Raw genomic sequence first — 14,382 nt, forward strand, 5'->3', positions numbered from 1 at the left:
AGGGGGCACTGCGGGCGTGTCCGGGCCGCTCTGAGCGGGCGGGCGGGTCTCCGGGGGATGTGGTGTGCGTGTTTACCGCACTTCGCGGGGGTTTTGTGCTGCTATCGGCGTATGGTCGTCTCTGTCTCCGTCGTCCTGCTGCTGTTCGTCATCGCGGCACTGCTGACGCACAACAAGCACCTCAAGGTCAGCCACGCCATCATCTGCGGGCTGCTCGGGTTCTGCCTGGCCGGGTCCGGTCTTGCGCCCACCATTCAGTCCACCGTTGCCTCGACCGCGGATCTGGTCAGTACGATCCGGCCGTGACGCCGGGGCCGGCGTGCGGGGCGGTGTCCGGATCGCGGGACGGTGTATCGGGCACCGAACTGTTGTATCTATGATGTGCGCATCATGGATGCGCCAACCGTCGCGACCCCGGTCGCCGTCAAGTCGCCGCCCGCCGCCGAGCGGGTCTATCTGCACGTCAAGAAAGGCGTGCTCGACCGCAGCTACGAAGGCGGGACGCTGCTGACCGAGGGCGACCTCGCCGACGCCGTCGGGGTGTCGCGCACCCCCGTGCGCGAGGCACTGCTGCGGCTCGAGGCGGAGGGGCTGCTCAAGCTCTATCCGAAGAAGGGCGCCCTGGTGCTGCCGGTCTCCGCGCAGGAGATCGCCGACGTCGTGGAGACCCGGCTGCTGGTCGAGCAGCACGCCGTCGCCAAGCTGGTGGGCGCGCTGCCCGACCGGCTGGTGGTCCGGCTCGAGGAGCTGCTGGCCGAGCAGCGCGAGCACGCGGCGGCCGGCGACCTGGCGGCCTTCGCGGCCACCGACCGCTGCTTCCACGCGGAGATCGTGCGCGCGGCCGGCAACCGCATCCTCGCCCAGCTCTACGACCAGCTCAGGGACCGCCAGTTGCGGATGGGGGTGGCCATGATGCACGCCGAGCCCAGCCGGGTCGCCAAGAACATCGCCGAGCACACCGAGATCCTGGACGCGCTGCGCCAGGGCAACGCCCGGCTGGCGGCGGCGGCCGTGCGCGGGCACCTGTCGCGGGTCAACACCCTGGCCCGGGGCGAGTCGTGACGGCCAGGACACTGCCGGGGGATCCGCCGGGCGGCCGGCGGGCCGTCCTGGTGTGGGGCGTCGGCACCCTGGTCTACCTGGTCGCGGTGGTGCACCGCACCAGCCTCGGTGTGGCCGGCATCGACGCCGCCGACCGCTTCCACATCGGCGCGTCCGCGCTCTCGTCGTTCTCGATCCTGCAAGTGCTGGTCTACGCCTGCATGCAGATACCCGTCGGCCTGATGGTGGACCGGCTCGGCACCAAGCGGGTGCTGATGCTGGGCGCGGTGCTCTTCACCAGCGGCCAGCTGGCCTTCGCGCTGTCGCACTCCTACGGCATGGCGCTGGCCGCCCGCGCGGTGCTGGGGTGCGGTGACGCGATGACCTTCGTGAGTGTGCTGCGGCTCGGCTCGCGCTGGTTCCCGGCCCGCCGCGGGCCGATGATCGCGCAGGGCGCCGCGCTGTTCGGGGTGGCCGGCAACCTGGTCTCGACCGTGGCCCTGTCCCGGCTGCTGCACTCGGCGGGCTGGACGCCGACCTTCCTGGGTACGGCGATCGGCGGCGCCTTCGTCCTGCTGCTGGTGGCGCTCTTCCTCAAGGACCACCCCGAGGGCTACGAGCCCGCGCCCGCGGAACACGCGGGACTCGCCTACGTGCGCCGGCAGATCGCCGCGTCCTGGGCCGAGCCCGGCACCCGGCTGGGGATGTGGACGCACTTCACCACGCAATTCTCCGGGATGGTCTTCCTGCTGCTGTGGGGCCTGCCCTACCTGGTCGAGGACCAGGGCCTGTCGCGCGGCACCGCGGGCAGCCTGCTGACCCTGGTGGTACTGGCCAACATGGTCTTCGGGACGCTCTTCGGCCAGCTGATCTCCCGCCACCACGGCGCCAGGATGCCGCTGACGCTGGGCGTGATCGCGGCGACGGCGGCGATCTGGGCGGTGGTGCTCGGCTGGCCCGGCGGGCAGGACCCGATGTGGCTGCTCGTGCTGCTGTGCGTGGTGCTGGGCGCCTGCGGCCCAGGCTCGATGATCGGCTTCGACTTCGCCCGCCCGGCCAACCCGCCCGAGCGCTTCGGTACGGCGTCCGGCATCGTCAACATCGGCGGCTTCACCGCGTCGATGCTCACCCTGCTGGCCGTCGGTGTGCTGCTGGACGCCAGCGGCGACAACTACCGGGTGGCCTGGAGCAGCATCTTCGTCCTCCAGGCCGTCGGCACCGTGCAGATACTGCGGCTGCGCCGGCACAGCGACCGCCTGGAGCGGGAACGGATCGCGGTCAGCCGGGTGGAGAGCCTCCACCGGTCGGCCGCCGCGGTGAGCGGGGAGTGACGCCGCGGACGCGCAGCGCTGTCGGCGCTATCCCCTTTTGGGTGTCAACTCGCTAATCTAACCGCTTAGTTGACGTCATCGCGAGGGAGCGCCATGAGCTCTGCGCACGCGGTACCCGATATCCTCTCGGCCGAATTCGCGGCCGACCCCTACAGCGCGTACCGGATCATGCGCGCGCAGCACCCGCTGATCCGGCACGAAGCCACCGGCAGCTACCTCGTATCGCGGTACGAGGATGTGGAACGGGCCTTCAAGGACCCGGTGTTCACCAGTGACAACTACGACTGGCAGATCGCCCCCGTGCACGGCAGGACCATCCTCCAGATGGACGGCAGGGAGCACTCCGTACGCCGGGCGCTGGTCGCCCCGGCCTTCCGCGGCCGGGAGTTGCAGGACAGATTCCTGCCGGTCATCGAGCGCAACGCGGCGGAACTGATCGACGGCTTCCGGGCGACGGGCCACGCGGACCTGGTCGCGGACTTCGCCACCCGCTTCCCGGTCAACGTCATCGTCGACATGCTAGGCCTGGACCGCTCCGACCACGACCGCTTCCACGACTGGTACACCGCGATCATCGCCTTCCTGGGCAACCTCAGCCAGGACGCCGACGTCATCGCCACCGGTCTGCGCACCCGCGCGGAGCTGGCCGCGTACATGATCCCGGTGATCCGGGAGCGGCGCGCGCACCCGGGGGACGATCTGCTCTCGACGCTGTGCACGGCGGAGATCGACGGTGTCGCGATGTCGGACGAGGACGTGAAGGCCTTCGTCAGCCTGCTGCTCGCGGCAGGCGGCGAGACCACCGACAAGGCGGTCGCCGGGGTCTTCCGCAATCTGCTGGCCAACCCCGACCAGCTCGCGGAGGTCCGCGCCGACCGCTCGCTGATACCGGCGGCCTTCGCCGAGACGCTGCGCTTCACCCCGCCGGTGCACATGATCATGCGGCAGCCGTCGCAGGACGTGACGCTCAGCGGCGGTACGGTGCCGGCCGGCGCCACGGTGACCTGCCTGATCGGCGCGGCCAACCGCGACCCGGCGCGCTACGCGGACCCGGACACGTACAACGTCCACCGCGCGGATCTGACCACCGCCAACGCCTTCTCGGCCGCCGCCGACCACCTGGCCTTCGCGCTCGGGCGGCACTTCTGCGTGGGCGCGCTGCTGGCCAAGACGGAGATCGAGGTGGGGATAGGGCAACTGCTGGACGCCATGCCCGATGTGGTCCCGGCCGACGGCGAACTGCCCCCCGAGAAGGGGGTTTTCACCCGGGGGCCGGGATCGCTGCCGGTGAGCTTCACGCCCGCGCGGCCGCTGGCGGCCTGACCCGGTCCCGTACGACCCGCAGGCCCCGTAGCGCCGGCAGGTCACGAACCACCGGCCGGGTACGACCGGCAGGTCCCGTACGACCGGCCCGTCGCGTCCCGCCGGCCGCGCTGGACCTGCCGGCCGCCTCGCCCCACGCGGTCACATCGCCGTGAACCGCACGGGCAGTTGCGCGGGACCCCGCATCCACACCGAGGGGCGCCACACCAGCCGCTCGGCCGGTACCGACAGCGCCAGGTCGGGCAGCCGGTCGAGCAGCACCTCCACCGCCGCCCGGGAGATCACCTCGGCCATCTCGGGGGCCGGGGCCGGGCAGCGGTGCTCGCCGTGGCTGAACGACAGATGCGCCTGGTTGCCGGTCGAGCCCGCGGTGAAGTCCGGGCGCACCTGCGGGTCGGTGTTGGCGGCGGCCAGGCCCAGCACCACGCAGTCGCCCTTGGCGATCCTGCGGCCGGCCAGCACGGTGTCCCGCGCCGCCCACCGGCCGACGAAATTCTGCGTCGGGGTGTCCGCCCACAGCACCTCGTTGAGCGCCTGGCCGACATTGCGCCGGCCGCCCGAGAGCGTCACCGCGAAACGGTCGTCGGTGAGCATCAGCCGCAGGGTGTTGCCGATCCAGTTGGACGTCGGCTGCTGGCCCGCCGCCATGATGGAGATCATGTCCTGGATGATCTCCTCGTCCGCGAGCCCCGCCGGGTGCAGCAGCATCCTGGTCGGCACATCGGGTCCCGGCGTCTCCCGGCCGCGGGCCAGCAGCATCGCCATCGTGGCGTGGATGCGCTGGTAGGCGTCCACCGCCCCGGCGCCGTCGTCCAGCGAGGCGACCATGTCCGCCTCAAGGGAGCCGGTCTCGTCGTCGTCCAGGCCGAACAGCCCGGCCACCACCCGCAGCGGCACCTGCCCGGCGTAGTCGGTCATCAGCTCGGCGTGCCCGGTGCCCGCGAAGCCGTCGATCAGCCGGTCGCCGACCGCCTCCGCGGCGATCCGCAGCTCGTACTGGTCGACCGCGCCCAGCACATCGGTGATCGCCCCGGACCGGCGCCGGTGCTCGGCGCCCTCGGTGAAGAGCACCGAGGGGGTGTGCATGACGTACGGCAGCAGCGGCCAGTCCGGCGGGATGCGGTCCCAGGCGTGCCAGCGGCGCGAATCGCGGGCGAAGATCTCCGGGTTGGCGGTGACGTAGTGCAACTCGCGGTAGCCCAGTACCAGCCAGGCCGGGATGTCGTCGTCCAGCAGCACCGGCGCCACCGGGCCGTGCGCGCTGCGCAGCCGCCGGTAGAGGTCGGCCGGGTCGGACTCGAAGTCCAACGAGTGCATGCGCACCGCGGGTTCGTCCGGCGCGTCGGCCGCGTCCGGTGTCACGGGGTGGTCCTGGTGGGTTGTCACGGCGTGGTCTCCCGGGCGTACGACAGGGTGTGCAGATGGTGGACGAGGGCGGTCAGCACCTCGACGCCGGAGTCGCGCTTGCGCGCGTCGCAGTCGATCAGCGGGACGCCGGGCGGCAGCGACAGGGCCTCCCGTAGCTGCTCCAGCGAGTGTTCCGGCTCCCCGAAGTTGTTGCGGGCCACGACGAAGGGCAGCCCGTGGTGTTCGAGGCGGTCGAGGGAGTACCAGCAGTCGGCGACATGGCGGGTGTCGACCAGCACGACGGCGCCCAGGGTGCCGGAGAACAGCCGGTCCCACAGGAACCAGAAGCGCTCCTGGCCCGGGGCGCCGAAGAGGTAGAGCACCATCTCGTCGTCCAGGGTGATCCGGCCGAAGTCGAAGGCGACGGTGGTGGTGGTCTTGGCGGCCGAGCTCTTCAGCTCGTCGACGCCCACACCCGCCTGCGTCATCGTCTCCTCGGTGCTCAGCGGGCGGATCTCGCTGACCGAGCCGACCAGGGTGGTCTTGCCCACCCCGAAGCCGCCCACCACGACGATCTTCAGACCCTCGGCGGCGGTGGCACGCAGCGGAGCCGCGGCTGCGGCGCGCACGGCGGCGGGCTCAGAGCTTCTGGAGGGCAAGGAGCACCTTCTTCAACGTCTCGCGGGGCGGCAGTTGGCGGCCGCGGCCCGCCGAGGACGGGTGGCGGGCGGTGATCAGGCCGGTGTCCAGCAGGTCGCAGAGCAGGATCTTGACCACGCCGACCGGCAGGCCCACGTACGACGACAGCTCCACGACGGCCATCGGCCGGCGGCACAGCTGCAGGATCCGGATGTGCTCGGACTGCATGCCGCGGGCCGGCTCGGCCTCGCTGACCACCAGGGTCACCAGGTCGAAGGAGTCCTCGTGGGTGCGGGACCTGCCGCCGGTGACGACGTAGAGCCGGTCCGGCTCACCGCTGTCCACCGGACCGCGGCCCGGATCCCGGCCCGGGGTCATGCCGGCTGCCTCCCGCCGGGCAGCCGTGCGGCCGGCAGGTCCGGTCGGCCGGCGGCCCCGCGCGGGTCGGTGCCGCGCGGATCGGCTCGCAGATAGGCGCCGATCTGCTCGACCAGCTCGTTCATGGTGTGCCCGACGATGCCGGGGTCGGCCTCGTCGTCGCCGACCACCGCCAGGTGCGCGCCCTCGCCCGCCTCCACGATGAAGAGGATGCCGCCGTGGAATTCGGTCATCGACTGCCGGACCCCGCCGCTGCCGTCGCCGAACTCCACCGAGGCGCCGTGCGCCAGGCTCTGGATGCCGGACGCGATGGCGGCGAGCTGGTCGGCCCGGTCGGCGGTCAGGCCCGACGACAGGCACAGCTTGAGCCCGTCCCTGGACAGCACCAGCGCGTGCCGGGCGCCCGGGGTCTTCGCCAGCAGATTCTCCAGCAGCCAGTCCAGGCTGCGGTCGGTCGTGGTCATCGATCGGTGTCCTGTCCTGTGTGCGGTTCTGCGGCGGCGGCCTGCCCGGCCTTCCGTGCCTGGTGCGGCAGCGGCGGTTCGGGCGGCTCGCCGAGCGCGGCTCGGCGGAAGGCACGGAAGCGCTCGCCGGACGTGGCCCGGGCCTGCGCGTCCCGCTCCAGGGCGGCCGGGGACGGCGGTTGCCCAGCGGCGGCGATGAGGCCCAGGTGCCCGGAGTCGGCCAGGGTGCGGCCCCTGGCCCGCTTGGGCAGCGGGACGGCCGGCGCCACGGCGGTCCGCGCGCCGCCGGCCCGTACGCCGTCCGTACGCTGCCGGTCGGTGCCGCGCTCCCGGTCGGTGCGCTCAGGGCCGGTACGCGCCCGGTCCGCGCCGCCCGGGCCCGTACGTGTCCCGTCCGTACGTCCCGCGTCCGTCAGCGCCCCGCGCGCGGGCAGGCCCGCCGGGGTGCGGTCGTACTGCCACAGGTCCTGCGCGGGCAGCGGCGGCCAGTCCTCGCGCGGCCGGGTGATCAGCTTCGGCGGGATCAGCACCACCACACCCGTACCGCCCCGCGACGACGGGCGGAAGGACACCGTCAGGCCGTACTTGCGGGCCAGGCAGCCCACCACCGCGAGCCCGAACCGGGTCCCCGACAGGTCCCGCAGGTCCAGCGGCGCCGCCGACACCAGCTTCTCGGCCCGCAGCAGCGTCGAGGGCGGCATCACCAGGCCGCCGTCCTCCACGGTGACGACGACCCCGGTGTGCGTCTCCTGGACGTAGACGTGCACCTCCTCGGTCGGCGGCGAGAAGGTGGTCGCGTTGTCCATGATCTCGGCGAGCGCGTGCATGACGCCCTCGGCCGCGTAACCGGCCACCGCCGCGGTGGAGGCGGAGTGCAGCCGCACCCGGCGGTAGGCGTTGATCCGGCCCAGCGCGCCGCGCAGGACGCTCTCCATCACGATCGGCCGGGTCCAGCGGCGGCCCGAGCGCGATCCGGTGATCACCGCGATGCTGTCGGCCATCCGGCCCGCCTGCGCGGTCTGGTGGTCCAGCAGCAGCAGATCGCCGAGCACGTCCTCGCCGTGCCGCATCTCCATGTCGCGCAGGTCGGCGAGCATGCTGGTGGACAGCGCCTGCACCCGGCTGGCGGTGTTCGCGCAGGCCGCCATCACCGCGGCCCTCATCCGCTCACTGGCGCCGACCTCGCCGACCACCGCCTCCAGCAGCCGCTGGTGGGCGGCGCCCGGCGAGCGCTCCAGCCTGGCCAGCACCGTCGGCGCCGACTTGCCGGAGCGCAGCTGCTCCACCGCCCGGGGCAGGATCACGTCGGTCAGCCGGTCGGCCTCCCGCTCCAGCGCCGTCGCCCGCGCGGTCTCGGCCGCCAGACCGGCCTGGAGCGCGGCCTGTTCCGCGACCGCGGCCCCGGCGGTCGCGGCCGCCAGGCCGGCCCGCGCGGCTTCCGCCGCGGCCTTGCCGGCCGTACGCGACCACAGGCCGGCGAGCGCGACGACCGCGCCCAGCAGCAGCGCCGTCGCACCGGCCAGCACGGCGACCGTGGCCCGGTCGGCGGCGCCGGTGCGCGACACCGCCCAGCCGCCGGCCACGGCGACCGAGAGCGCGGCGGCCACCGGCGGGCCGTGGACCAGCAGCGCCGGCGCCCAGCGGGGCGGGCCTGCGGACGAGGAAGGAGGCGGGAAGGGCGCGGGCTGCTGTGCGGCTGACATCGATGTGCTACCTCGTGGCGGTGGCCGACAGTCGGCCGCCTGCCGTGAGAAGTGGGGGCGATGGGGGCTACGGGTGAGGAGTGGCGGCGGAATGCGGAGCATCCCCCGGGACGCGAGAGTCGCGAGGATTGCCGCGCTGTGCACCTTACTCGCCGAAGTCCACCCAATAACACCGGTCTTGACGATCCGTCGGTTTTATGCAATGTGTTGGCGCCGCCCATGCCGAAGGCCACCGCCGACACCCGCGAAGGGTCAGCGCCGGCCCGCGCGAGGAGTCCGCGCCGACACATGCCGAAGGGCCGGCACCGACGGGTGGACCACCCGTCGGCACCGGCCCTTCGCGGGTCGGGCGGCCGTCTCGGCGCGTCAGCGCGTCACGGCGATGTTCTGCAGAATCGCGTCGGCCAGCGCCGGGTCGCCCTCGGTCTTGAGCCGGTCGGCGACCGCGGCGGGCCGCACCCGCCCGGTCAGCAGCCGCAGGAAGGTCTCCCAGTCCAGGACGAAGGTCACCGCCGGGCCGAGCGAGACCGCCGAGTCGACCGAGCCGCGGCCCTCCGCGTTGACCCGGACCGTCCGCATGAACTCCAGCGGCCCGTGCACGTCGAAGACCACCGCGGACCCGGGCTTGGCACCCGCGTCGTGCGCGACCAGCTTCGGCAGCGACCGCAGCACGTAGTCCCGGGAGAGCACGGCCGCGGCGGACGCCAGATTGCCGGGCCGGTCGAGCGCCCTGCGCAGGTCCTGCTCGTGCACCCATACGTCAAAGACGCGACTCCACAGCTGCTCCTCAAGGGTGATCTCGCCGCCGCCGATGGCGCGCACCTCCGCGTCCGGCTCCCGCGACTCGTTGCGCAGCTGCCGGGACCTGCGGATGATGGTGTAGTCCAGCTCCGAGGTCATCTCGGGGGCCGTGTGGTGGCGCCGGGTGTCGACCGGCACCTCCGTGTAGCGCGCGGTCTCGCTCGTGATGTGCCGCAGGTCGCTGGGAAGCGTGTGGATCGGGCGCGGATCACCGAGCAGTTCGCACTCGAAACCGATGATGTGGGACACGATGTCGCGCACCGACCAGTAGGGGCACTCCGTGCGGCGGTTCCACTCGCCCTCGGCCAGTGGGGACACCAGTTCGTTGATGGATTCTATGGAGTGGGTCCAGGCGTCGATGTACGGCTGGAGCTTGCTGTGGACGGTCACGGGACCCCTCGACGGATCGGTGCGCGGTCGTGGCGGTTGGCGCCTAAGTTACGCTGCGCGCGGGCGCCCACGCAGTGCTTTCGAGTGACGATGGTAGGCCCGGCTTGACGACCCAACGTATGGGCGGTGTCCAGGTGCGCGCAACGCTTGTCCAGATCGAGGTCGACCCGGCGGAGAGCGCCGGCGACCGGCGGAGCCGTGCGGCGGCCCTCGTCCGAGCCCAGGCGGGGGCGGATCTTGTCGTGCTGCCCGAATTGTGGACCGTCGGCGCCTTCGCCTCCGACGATTTCGCGGCCGGGGCCGAAAAGGCCGGCGGCGGACCCACCGCGGAGGCGATGAGCGCCGCCGCGCGGGACGCCGGGGTGTGGCTGCACGCCGGGTCGGTCGTCGAACGCGACCCGTGGCCCGACGGCCCGCTCTACAACACCTCGCTGCTCTTCGCGCCCGACGGCACCCTGCACGCCACGTACCGCAAGATCCACCGCTTCGGCTTCGACCGCGGTGAGGCCGTGGTCATGGCGGCCGGCGACCGGATCGTCACGGCCCGGCTGCCGCAGGCCGTGCTCGGCCTCGCGACCTGCTACGACCTGCGCTTTCCCGAGCAGTTCCGGCTGCTGGTGGACGCCGGAGCCGAAGTGGTCGTCCTCCCGGCCGGGTGGCCCGCCGCGCGGCTGGCGCACTGGCGGATCCTGGTGCAGGCCCGCGCCGTCGAGAACCAGGCGTACGTCCTGGCCTGCGGTACGGCCGGGACGCACGCCGGCGTCGAGCAGGCCGGGCACAGCATGGTCGTCGACCCGTGGGGGGCCGTCCTCGCCGAGGCGGGCCCCGGCGAGCAGGCCATCGGCTGCGACCTCGACCCCTCCCGGGTCGCCGCGACCCGCAGGGACTTCCCGGTCCTGCGCGACCGCGTCCTGGGGACGCCCCGGCCCCCCGGGGCGGCTACTCCTTCGTGACCAGGCGGTCGACGCAGACCGCCACCGCGATGAGCATCGCCGCGTCCGCGTCGGGCCGCTCGATGTCCACCGCGTACGCGTCCCGCACCGAGAACCAGCGGCGCGAGATGCGGGCCAGGCGCTCACCGTCGTACTCGATGTCGAATTCCTTTCCGATGAGGTCGCCGCGGATCTCCAGCTCCTCGCCCGAGGCCAGCTCGGCGCGGTAGACGTCGTGGAGGAGGGCGAGCCGCTTCTTGCGGACGGTGACCAGGACGTCGCCGCCCCGCTCGATGGTCATGGCGTCCCTGACGCTCACGAGCTTGCGGTGGATGACGGCCACGACAGCGCCGTCCGGGTCCTGCAGTTCCAGGGTCTCGCGGACCCGCAGCACCTTGCCGTCGACGTAGAAGGCGCGGCGGCCGTCCTCGTCCTCGATCCAGTAGTCGTCGCCGATGGCGAACATCTTCTCGTGCACCACGTATTTCATAGGGGAATGCCTACCCCCGGTGATGCTGTTGGATGGGGATATGACTGCACGTGCACGCGTCCGGGCGCCCGAGCTGACCGGCAAGGGCGGCTGGCTCAATACGGGCGGGGCCACCCCTACCCTCGCCGACCTGCGCGGATCCATCGTGATCCTGGACTTCTGGACCTTCTGCTGCGTGAACTGCCTGCACGTTCTCGATGAGCTGCGGGAGCTGGAGGAGCGGCACCGTGACACCGTGGTGATCGTCGGTGTGCACTCCCCGAAATTCGTGCACGAGGCGGAGCACCAGGCGGTGGTGGACGCCGTCGAGCGCTACGAGGTGCACCACCCGGTGCTGGACGACCCGGAGCTGGCCACCTGGCGGCAGTACGCGGTACGGGCGTGGCCCACGCTGGTGGTGATCGATCCGGAGGGCTACGTGGTCGCGCAGCACGCGGGCGAGGGCCACGCGCACGCGCTGGAGAAGCTGGTCGTGGAGCTGGAGGCCGAGCACGGCGCGAAGGGCACGCTGCGGCGCGGCGACGGGGTGTACGTACCGCCGGAGCCCGTCGCGACCGACCTGCGCTTCCCCGGCAAGATGCTGGCGCTGCCCGGGTCCGGGCACTACCTGGTGTCGGACTCGACGCGGCACGCACTGGTGGAGCTGGCGGCGGACGGCGAGAGCGTCGTACGCCGGATCGGCGCGGGTGAGCGCGGCTTCGCGGACGGGGACGCGGCGACCGCGCGCTTCAGCGAGCCGCAGGGCCTGGCGCTGCTGCCCGACGGCGGCGTCATCGTCGCCGACACCGTCAACCACGCGCTGCGGCACCTCGACCTGGAGAGCGGCCGGGTCACCACGGTCGCCGGCACGGGCCGCCAGTGGTGGCAGGGCTCGCCGGCCAGCGGCGACGCGCGCGAGGTGGACATGTCCTCACCGTGGGACGTGGCCTGGTTCGAGGACCGGCTGTGGATCGCCATGGCCGGCGTGCACCAGCTGTGGACGTACGACCCGGCGGCCGGCCGGGTCGAGGTCGCGGCGGGCACCACCAACGAGGGCCTGGTCGACGGCCGGGCCGCCGACGCGTGGTTCGCCCAGCCGTCGGGGCTCGCGGCGGCGGGGGACCGGCTGTGGATCGCGGACTCCGAGACGTCGGCGCTGCGCTGGGCGGAGCGCGCCGACGGCGGCGAGGGGTACGTCATCCGCACGGCCGTCGGCACCGGTCTTTTCGACTTCGGCCACCGCGACGGCCCCGCGGGGCAGGCGCTGCTCCAGCACCCGCTCGGCGTGACGGGCCTGCCGGACGGCTCGGTCGCGGTCAGTGACACGTACAACAACGCGCTGCGCCGGTACGACCCGGCGACAGGCGAGGTCAGCACGCTGGCCACCGACCTGCGCGAACCCTCGGACGCCGCGGTGGCGGACGGGGACATCGTGGTCGTCGAGTCGGCCCGTCACCGGCTGACCCGGTTGCACCTGCCCGAGGAGGCGGTACGCGTGGAGGCGGTCGCCCACCGCACGCAGCGGGCGGCCACCGATGTCGCCCCCGGGGCCTTCCGGCTCGACGTGGTCTTCTCCGCTCCCGCCGGGCAGAAGCTGGACGAGCGCTACGGGCCGTCCACCCGGCTGCTGGTCAGTGCCACCCCGCCGGAACTGCTGGCGGACGGCGCGGGCAAGGGCACCGACCTCTTCCGTGACCTGGTGCTCGACCCCTCCGTGCCGGAGGGGGTGCTGCACGTCTCGGCGATGGCCGCGTCCTGCGACGACGACCCCGCCAACGAGTTTCCGGCCTGCCATGTGCACCAGCAGGACTGGGGTGTGCCGGTCCGACTCACCGACGCCGGCGACACCCGCCTCGCACTGGTCCTCGCAGGGATGGACGCGGCTCAGTAGCGCCGGTCCGAGTAGTAGCGCTCCTCGACGACGGGCGGCACATCGCCGTTTGCCGTCGGGGGGATCCGGCGCCGCTTGAAGATGCTCACATAGGCCGCCATGCCGATGATGCCGACGGCCATCATGATCAGGCCGAGCAGGTCCATGTTGACGCCCTTGGCGTGCCAGTCCGTCGCGAAGGTGATGACCGCCCCTATGGCGATCAGGATGATGCAGCCACCGATACCCACAATGTCCGCCTCCAGAGGTGGAGTTCAGGCTCCTAGACACCGCCTACCCGGCATCTCCCGCCCAAACATCCCCTGGTGACGGACCGTTGGCCGCTCGCCCCTTACGCCCCGCCCGGCCGGGTCAGCCGGCCAGGAAGGCGGTCAGAGCGGTGGCGAGATACGCCGGGTCGTCGGCGCCGCACAGTTCGCGGGCCGAGTGCATGGACAGGATCGGCACCCCGATGTCGACCGTGGTGACGCCGGTGCGGGCCGCGGTGATCGGGCCGATCGTCGTGCCGCAGGGCATCGCGTTGCTGGACACGAAGTGCTGGAAGGGCACTCCGGCCCGCTCGCACGCGGCGGCGAACAGCGCCCGCCCTGACCCGTCGGTGGCGTAGCGCTGGTTGACGTTCGTCTTGAGGATCGGGCCGCCGTTGGCGTACGGGTGGTGCGTCGGGTCGTGCTTCTCGGCGTAGTTGGGGTGCACGGCGTGGCCGACGTCGGAGGAGACGCAGACGGTGCCGGCCAGTGCCCGCAGCCGGTCCTCGTAGCCGCCGCCGCGGGCGTGCACCGAGCGCTCCAGGACGTTGCCGAGCAGCGGCCCCTGGGCGCCGGTGTCGGACTGGCTGCCGTTCTCCTCGTGGTCGAAGGCGGCCAGCACCGGGATGGCGTCCAGGCCGCCGGCCTCGACGGCGGCGACGAGCGCGGCCGTACAGGCGTGCACGGACAGCAGGTTGTCCAGCCGGGGGGAGGCGAACAGCTCGCGGTCCCGGCCCAGGTACGCCGGGGGCTGCACGTCGTGCGTCATGAGGTCCCAGCCGGTGACGTCGTCCGGGTCGAGGCCGGCTTCGGCGGCCAGGAAGTCGATGAGGTCGCCGTCGTGGACCTCGCCGAGGCCCCACAGCGGCTGGAGGTGCCGCTGCCGGTCGAGGGCGAGCCCGTTGTCGTTGACGCCGCGGTCGAGGTGGACGGCGAGCTGGGCGACCCGCAGCAGCGGGCGGTCGACGTTGACCAGGGCGGTGGAGCCGCCGCGCAGCGACAGCCGGCCGGCCAGGCCCAGGTCGCGGTCGAGCCAGCTGTTGAGCAGCGGGCCGCCGTAGATCTCGACGGCGACCTGCCGCCAGCCGGCCGTACCCATGTCGGGCCGCGGCTTGACCCGCAGGTTGGGCGAGTCGGTGTGGGCGCCGACCACCCGGAAGGGGGTCTCGGGGCGCGCGTCCGCCGGCACGTACCAGGCGATGACGGCACCGCCGCGCAGGACGTACTTCCCGCCGCTCTCGCCGTCCCAGGCGTCGGTCTCGGCGACCTGGCGGAATCCGGCCTCCTCCAGCCGGGCCGCGACGGCGGCGACCGCGTGGTAGGGGGACGGTCCCGCCTGGACGAAGGCGGCCAGGTCGTCGGTGTGGGTGCGGTCGAAGGTGCGCGCTGACGGACTCATACCGGCCAGCATAGGAAACGCCGGGT

15 protein-coding genes are annotated in these 14,382 nt (G+C 72.8%); 6 read left to right on the forward strand and 9 right to left on the reverse strand.

Annotation, left to right across the window (positions count from 1 at the left end; all coding sequences use genetic code 11):
• The first annotated feature begins 111 nt into the window (after positions 1 to 111).
• From V7E46_RS00755 to V7E46_RS00770, 4 genes are all read left to right on the forward strand, one after another.
• A complete protein-coding gene (locus V7E46_RS00755; RefSeq protein ID WP_329176734.1) occupies positions 112 to 306 on the forward strand; it encodes a hypothetical protein in 195 nt (64 codons plus the stop codon).
• Between the two features lie 84 nt (positions 307 to 390).
• On the forward strand, positions 391 to 1,062 hold the full coding sequence (locus tag V7E46_RS00760; RefSeq protein WP_333766556.1) for a GntR family transcriptional regulator: 672 nt from the start codon (positions 391 to 393) through the stop codon (positions 1,060 to 1,062).
• Complete coding sequence (locus tag V7E46_RS00765; RefSeq protein WP_333766557.1) at positions 1,059 to 2,372, forward strand: MFS transporter; 1,314 nt, start codon at positions 1,059 to 1,061, stop codon at positions 2,370 to 2,372. Before V7E46_RS00760 ends, V7E46_RS00765 begins: the two co-directional genes overlap by 4 nt.
• 93 nt (positions 2,373 to 2,465) lie before the next feature.
• On the forward strand, positions 2,466 to 3,695 hold the full coding sequence (locus V7E46_RS00770) for a cytochrome P450 (protein ID WP_333766558.1): 1,230 nt from the start codon (positions 2,466 to 2,468) through the stop codon (positions 3,693 to 3,695).
• A 141-nt stretch (positions 3,696 to 3,836) separates the two neighbouring features.
• On the opposite strand, the gene V7E46_RS00775 is transcribed toward V7E46_RS00770, so the two are convergent.
• The 6 genes from V7E46_RS00775 to V7E46_RS00800 all read right to left on the reverse strand — a co-directional run bounded on the left by V7E46_RS00775 (position 3,837) and on the right by V7E46_RS00800 (position 9,417).
• Entirely contained in the window at positions 3,837 to 5,012 is a 1,176-nt protein-coding gene (locus V7E46_RS00775; RefSeq protein WP_333766596.1) for a cytochrome P450, read from the reverse strand.
• 65 nt (positions 5,013 to 5,077) lie between these two features.
• Positions 5,078 to 5,701, reverse strand: coding sequence for a GTP-binding protein (locus V7E46_RS00780; protein ID WP_443053922.1), 624 nt, complete (start codon positions 5,699 to 5,701; stop codon positions 5,078 to 5,080).
• Complete coding sequence (locus V7E46_RS00785; protein ID WP_333766560.1) at positions 5,682 to 6,059, reverse strand: DUF742 domain-containing protein; 378 nt, start codon at positions 6,057 to 6,059, stop codon at positions 5,682 to 5,684. The genes V7E46_RS00780 and V7E46_RS00785 overlap by 20 nt, the downstream gene beginning before the upstream one ends.
• Positions 6,056 to 6,523, reverse strand: coding sequence for a roadblock/LC7 domain-containing protein (locus V7E46_RS00790; protein WP_329176724.1), 468 nt, complete (start codon positions 6,521 to 6,523; stop codon positions 6,056 to 6,058). Before V7E46_RS00790 ends, V7E46_RS00785 begins: the two co-directional genes overlap by 4 nt.
• Entirely contained in the window at positions 6,520 to 8,226 is a 1,707-nt protein-coding gene (locus V7E46_RS00795; protein WP_333766561.1) for an ATP-binding protein, read from the reverse strand. Before V7E46_RS00795 ends, V7E46_RS00790 begins: the two co-directional genes overlap by 4 nt.
• Positions 8,227 to 8,592: 366 nt before the next feature.
• A complete protein-coding gene (locus V7E46_RS00800; protein ID WP_333766562.1) occupies positions 8,593 to 9,417 on the reverse strand; it encodes a maleylpyruvate isomerase family mycothiol-dependent enzyme in 825 nt (274 codons plus the stop codon).
• Positions 9,418 to 9,551: 134 nt separating this feature from the next.
• Between V7E46_RS00800 and V7E46_RS00805 the strand changes: the two genes are divergently transcribed.
• A complete protein-coding gene (locus V7E46_RS00805; protein WP_333766597.1) occupies positions 9,552 to 10,370 on the forward strand; it encodes a carbon-nitrogen family hydrolase in 819 nt (272 codons plus the stop codon).
• On the opposite strand, the gene V7E46_RS00810 is transcribed toward V7E46_RS00805, so the two are convergent.
• Entirely contained in the window at positions 10,357 to 10,839 is a 483-nt protein-coding gene (locus V7E46_RS00810) for an LURP-one-related/scramblase family protein (RefSeq protein ID WP_333766563.1), read from the reverse strand. The genes V7E46_RS00805 and V7E46_RS00810 overlap by 14 nt on opposite strands.
• A 40-nt stretch (positions 10,840 to 10,879) precedes the next feature.
• On the opposite strand from V7E46_RS00810, the gene V7E46_RS00815 reads away from it, so the two are divergent.
• Positions 10,880 to 12,709, forward strand: a complete 1,830-nt coding sequence (locus tag V7E46_RS00815) for an NHL domain-containing thioredoxin family protein (RefSeq protein ID WP_333766564.1) — start codon at positions 10,880 to 10,882, stop codon at positions 12,707 to 12,709.
• On the opposite strand, the gene V7E46_RS00820 is transcribed toward V7E46_RS00815, so the two are convergent.
• Positions 12,703 to 12,939 carry a hypothetical protein gene (locus V7E46_RS00820; RefSeq protein WP_329176717.1) on the reverse strand — a complete coding sequence of 79 codons (237 nt, stop codon included), beginning with the start codon at positions 12,937 to 12,939 and terminating at the stop codon, positions 12,703 to 12,705. The two genes, V7E46_RS00815 and V7E46_RS00820, sit on opposite strands and share 7 nt — an antisense overlap.
• 121 nt (positions 12,940 to 13,060) lie before the next feature.
• The gene (locus V7E46_RS00825) at positions 13,061 to 14,356 is read right to left on the reverse strand and encodes a M18 family aminopeptidase (RefSeq protein WP_333766565.1); all 1,296 of its coding nucleotides are present in this window, start codon (positions 14,354 to 14,356) and stop codon (positions 13,061 to 13,063) included.
• Positions 14,357 to 14,382: the final 26 nt, after the last annotated feature.

It is taken from the genome of Streptomyces sp. IBSBF 2435 (assembly GCF_036815005.1).
Lineage (GTDB): Bacteria > Actinomycetota > Actinomycetes > Streptomycetales > Streptomycetaceae > Actinacidiphila.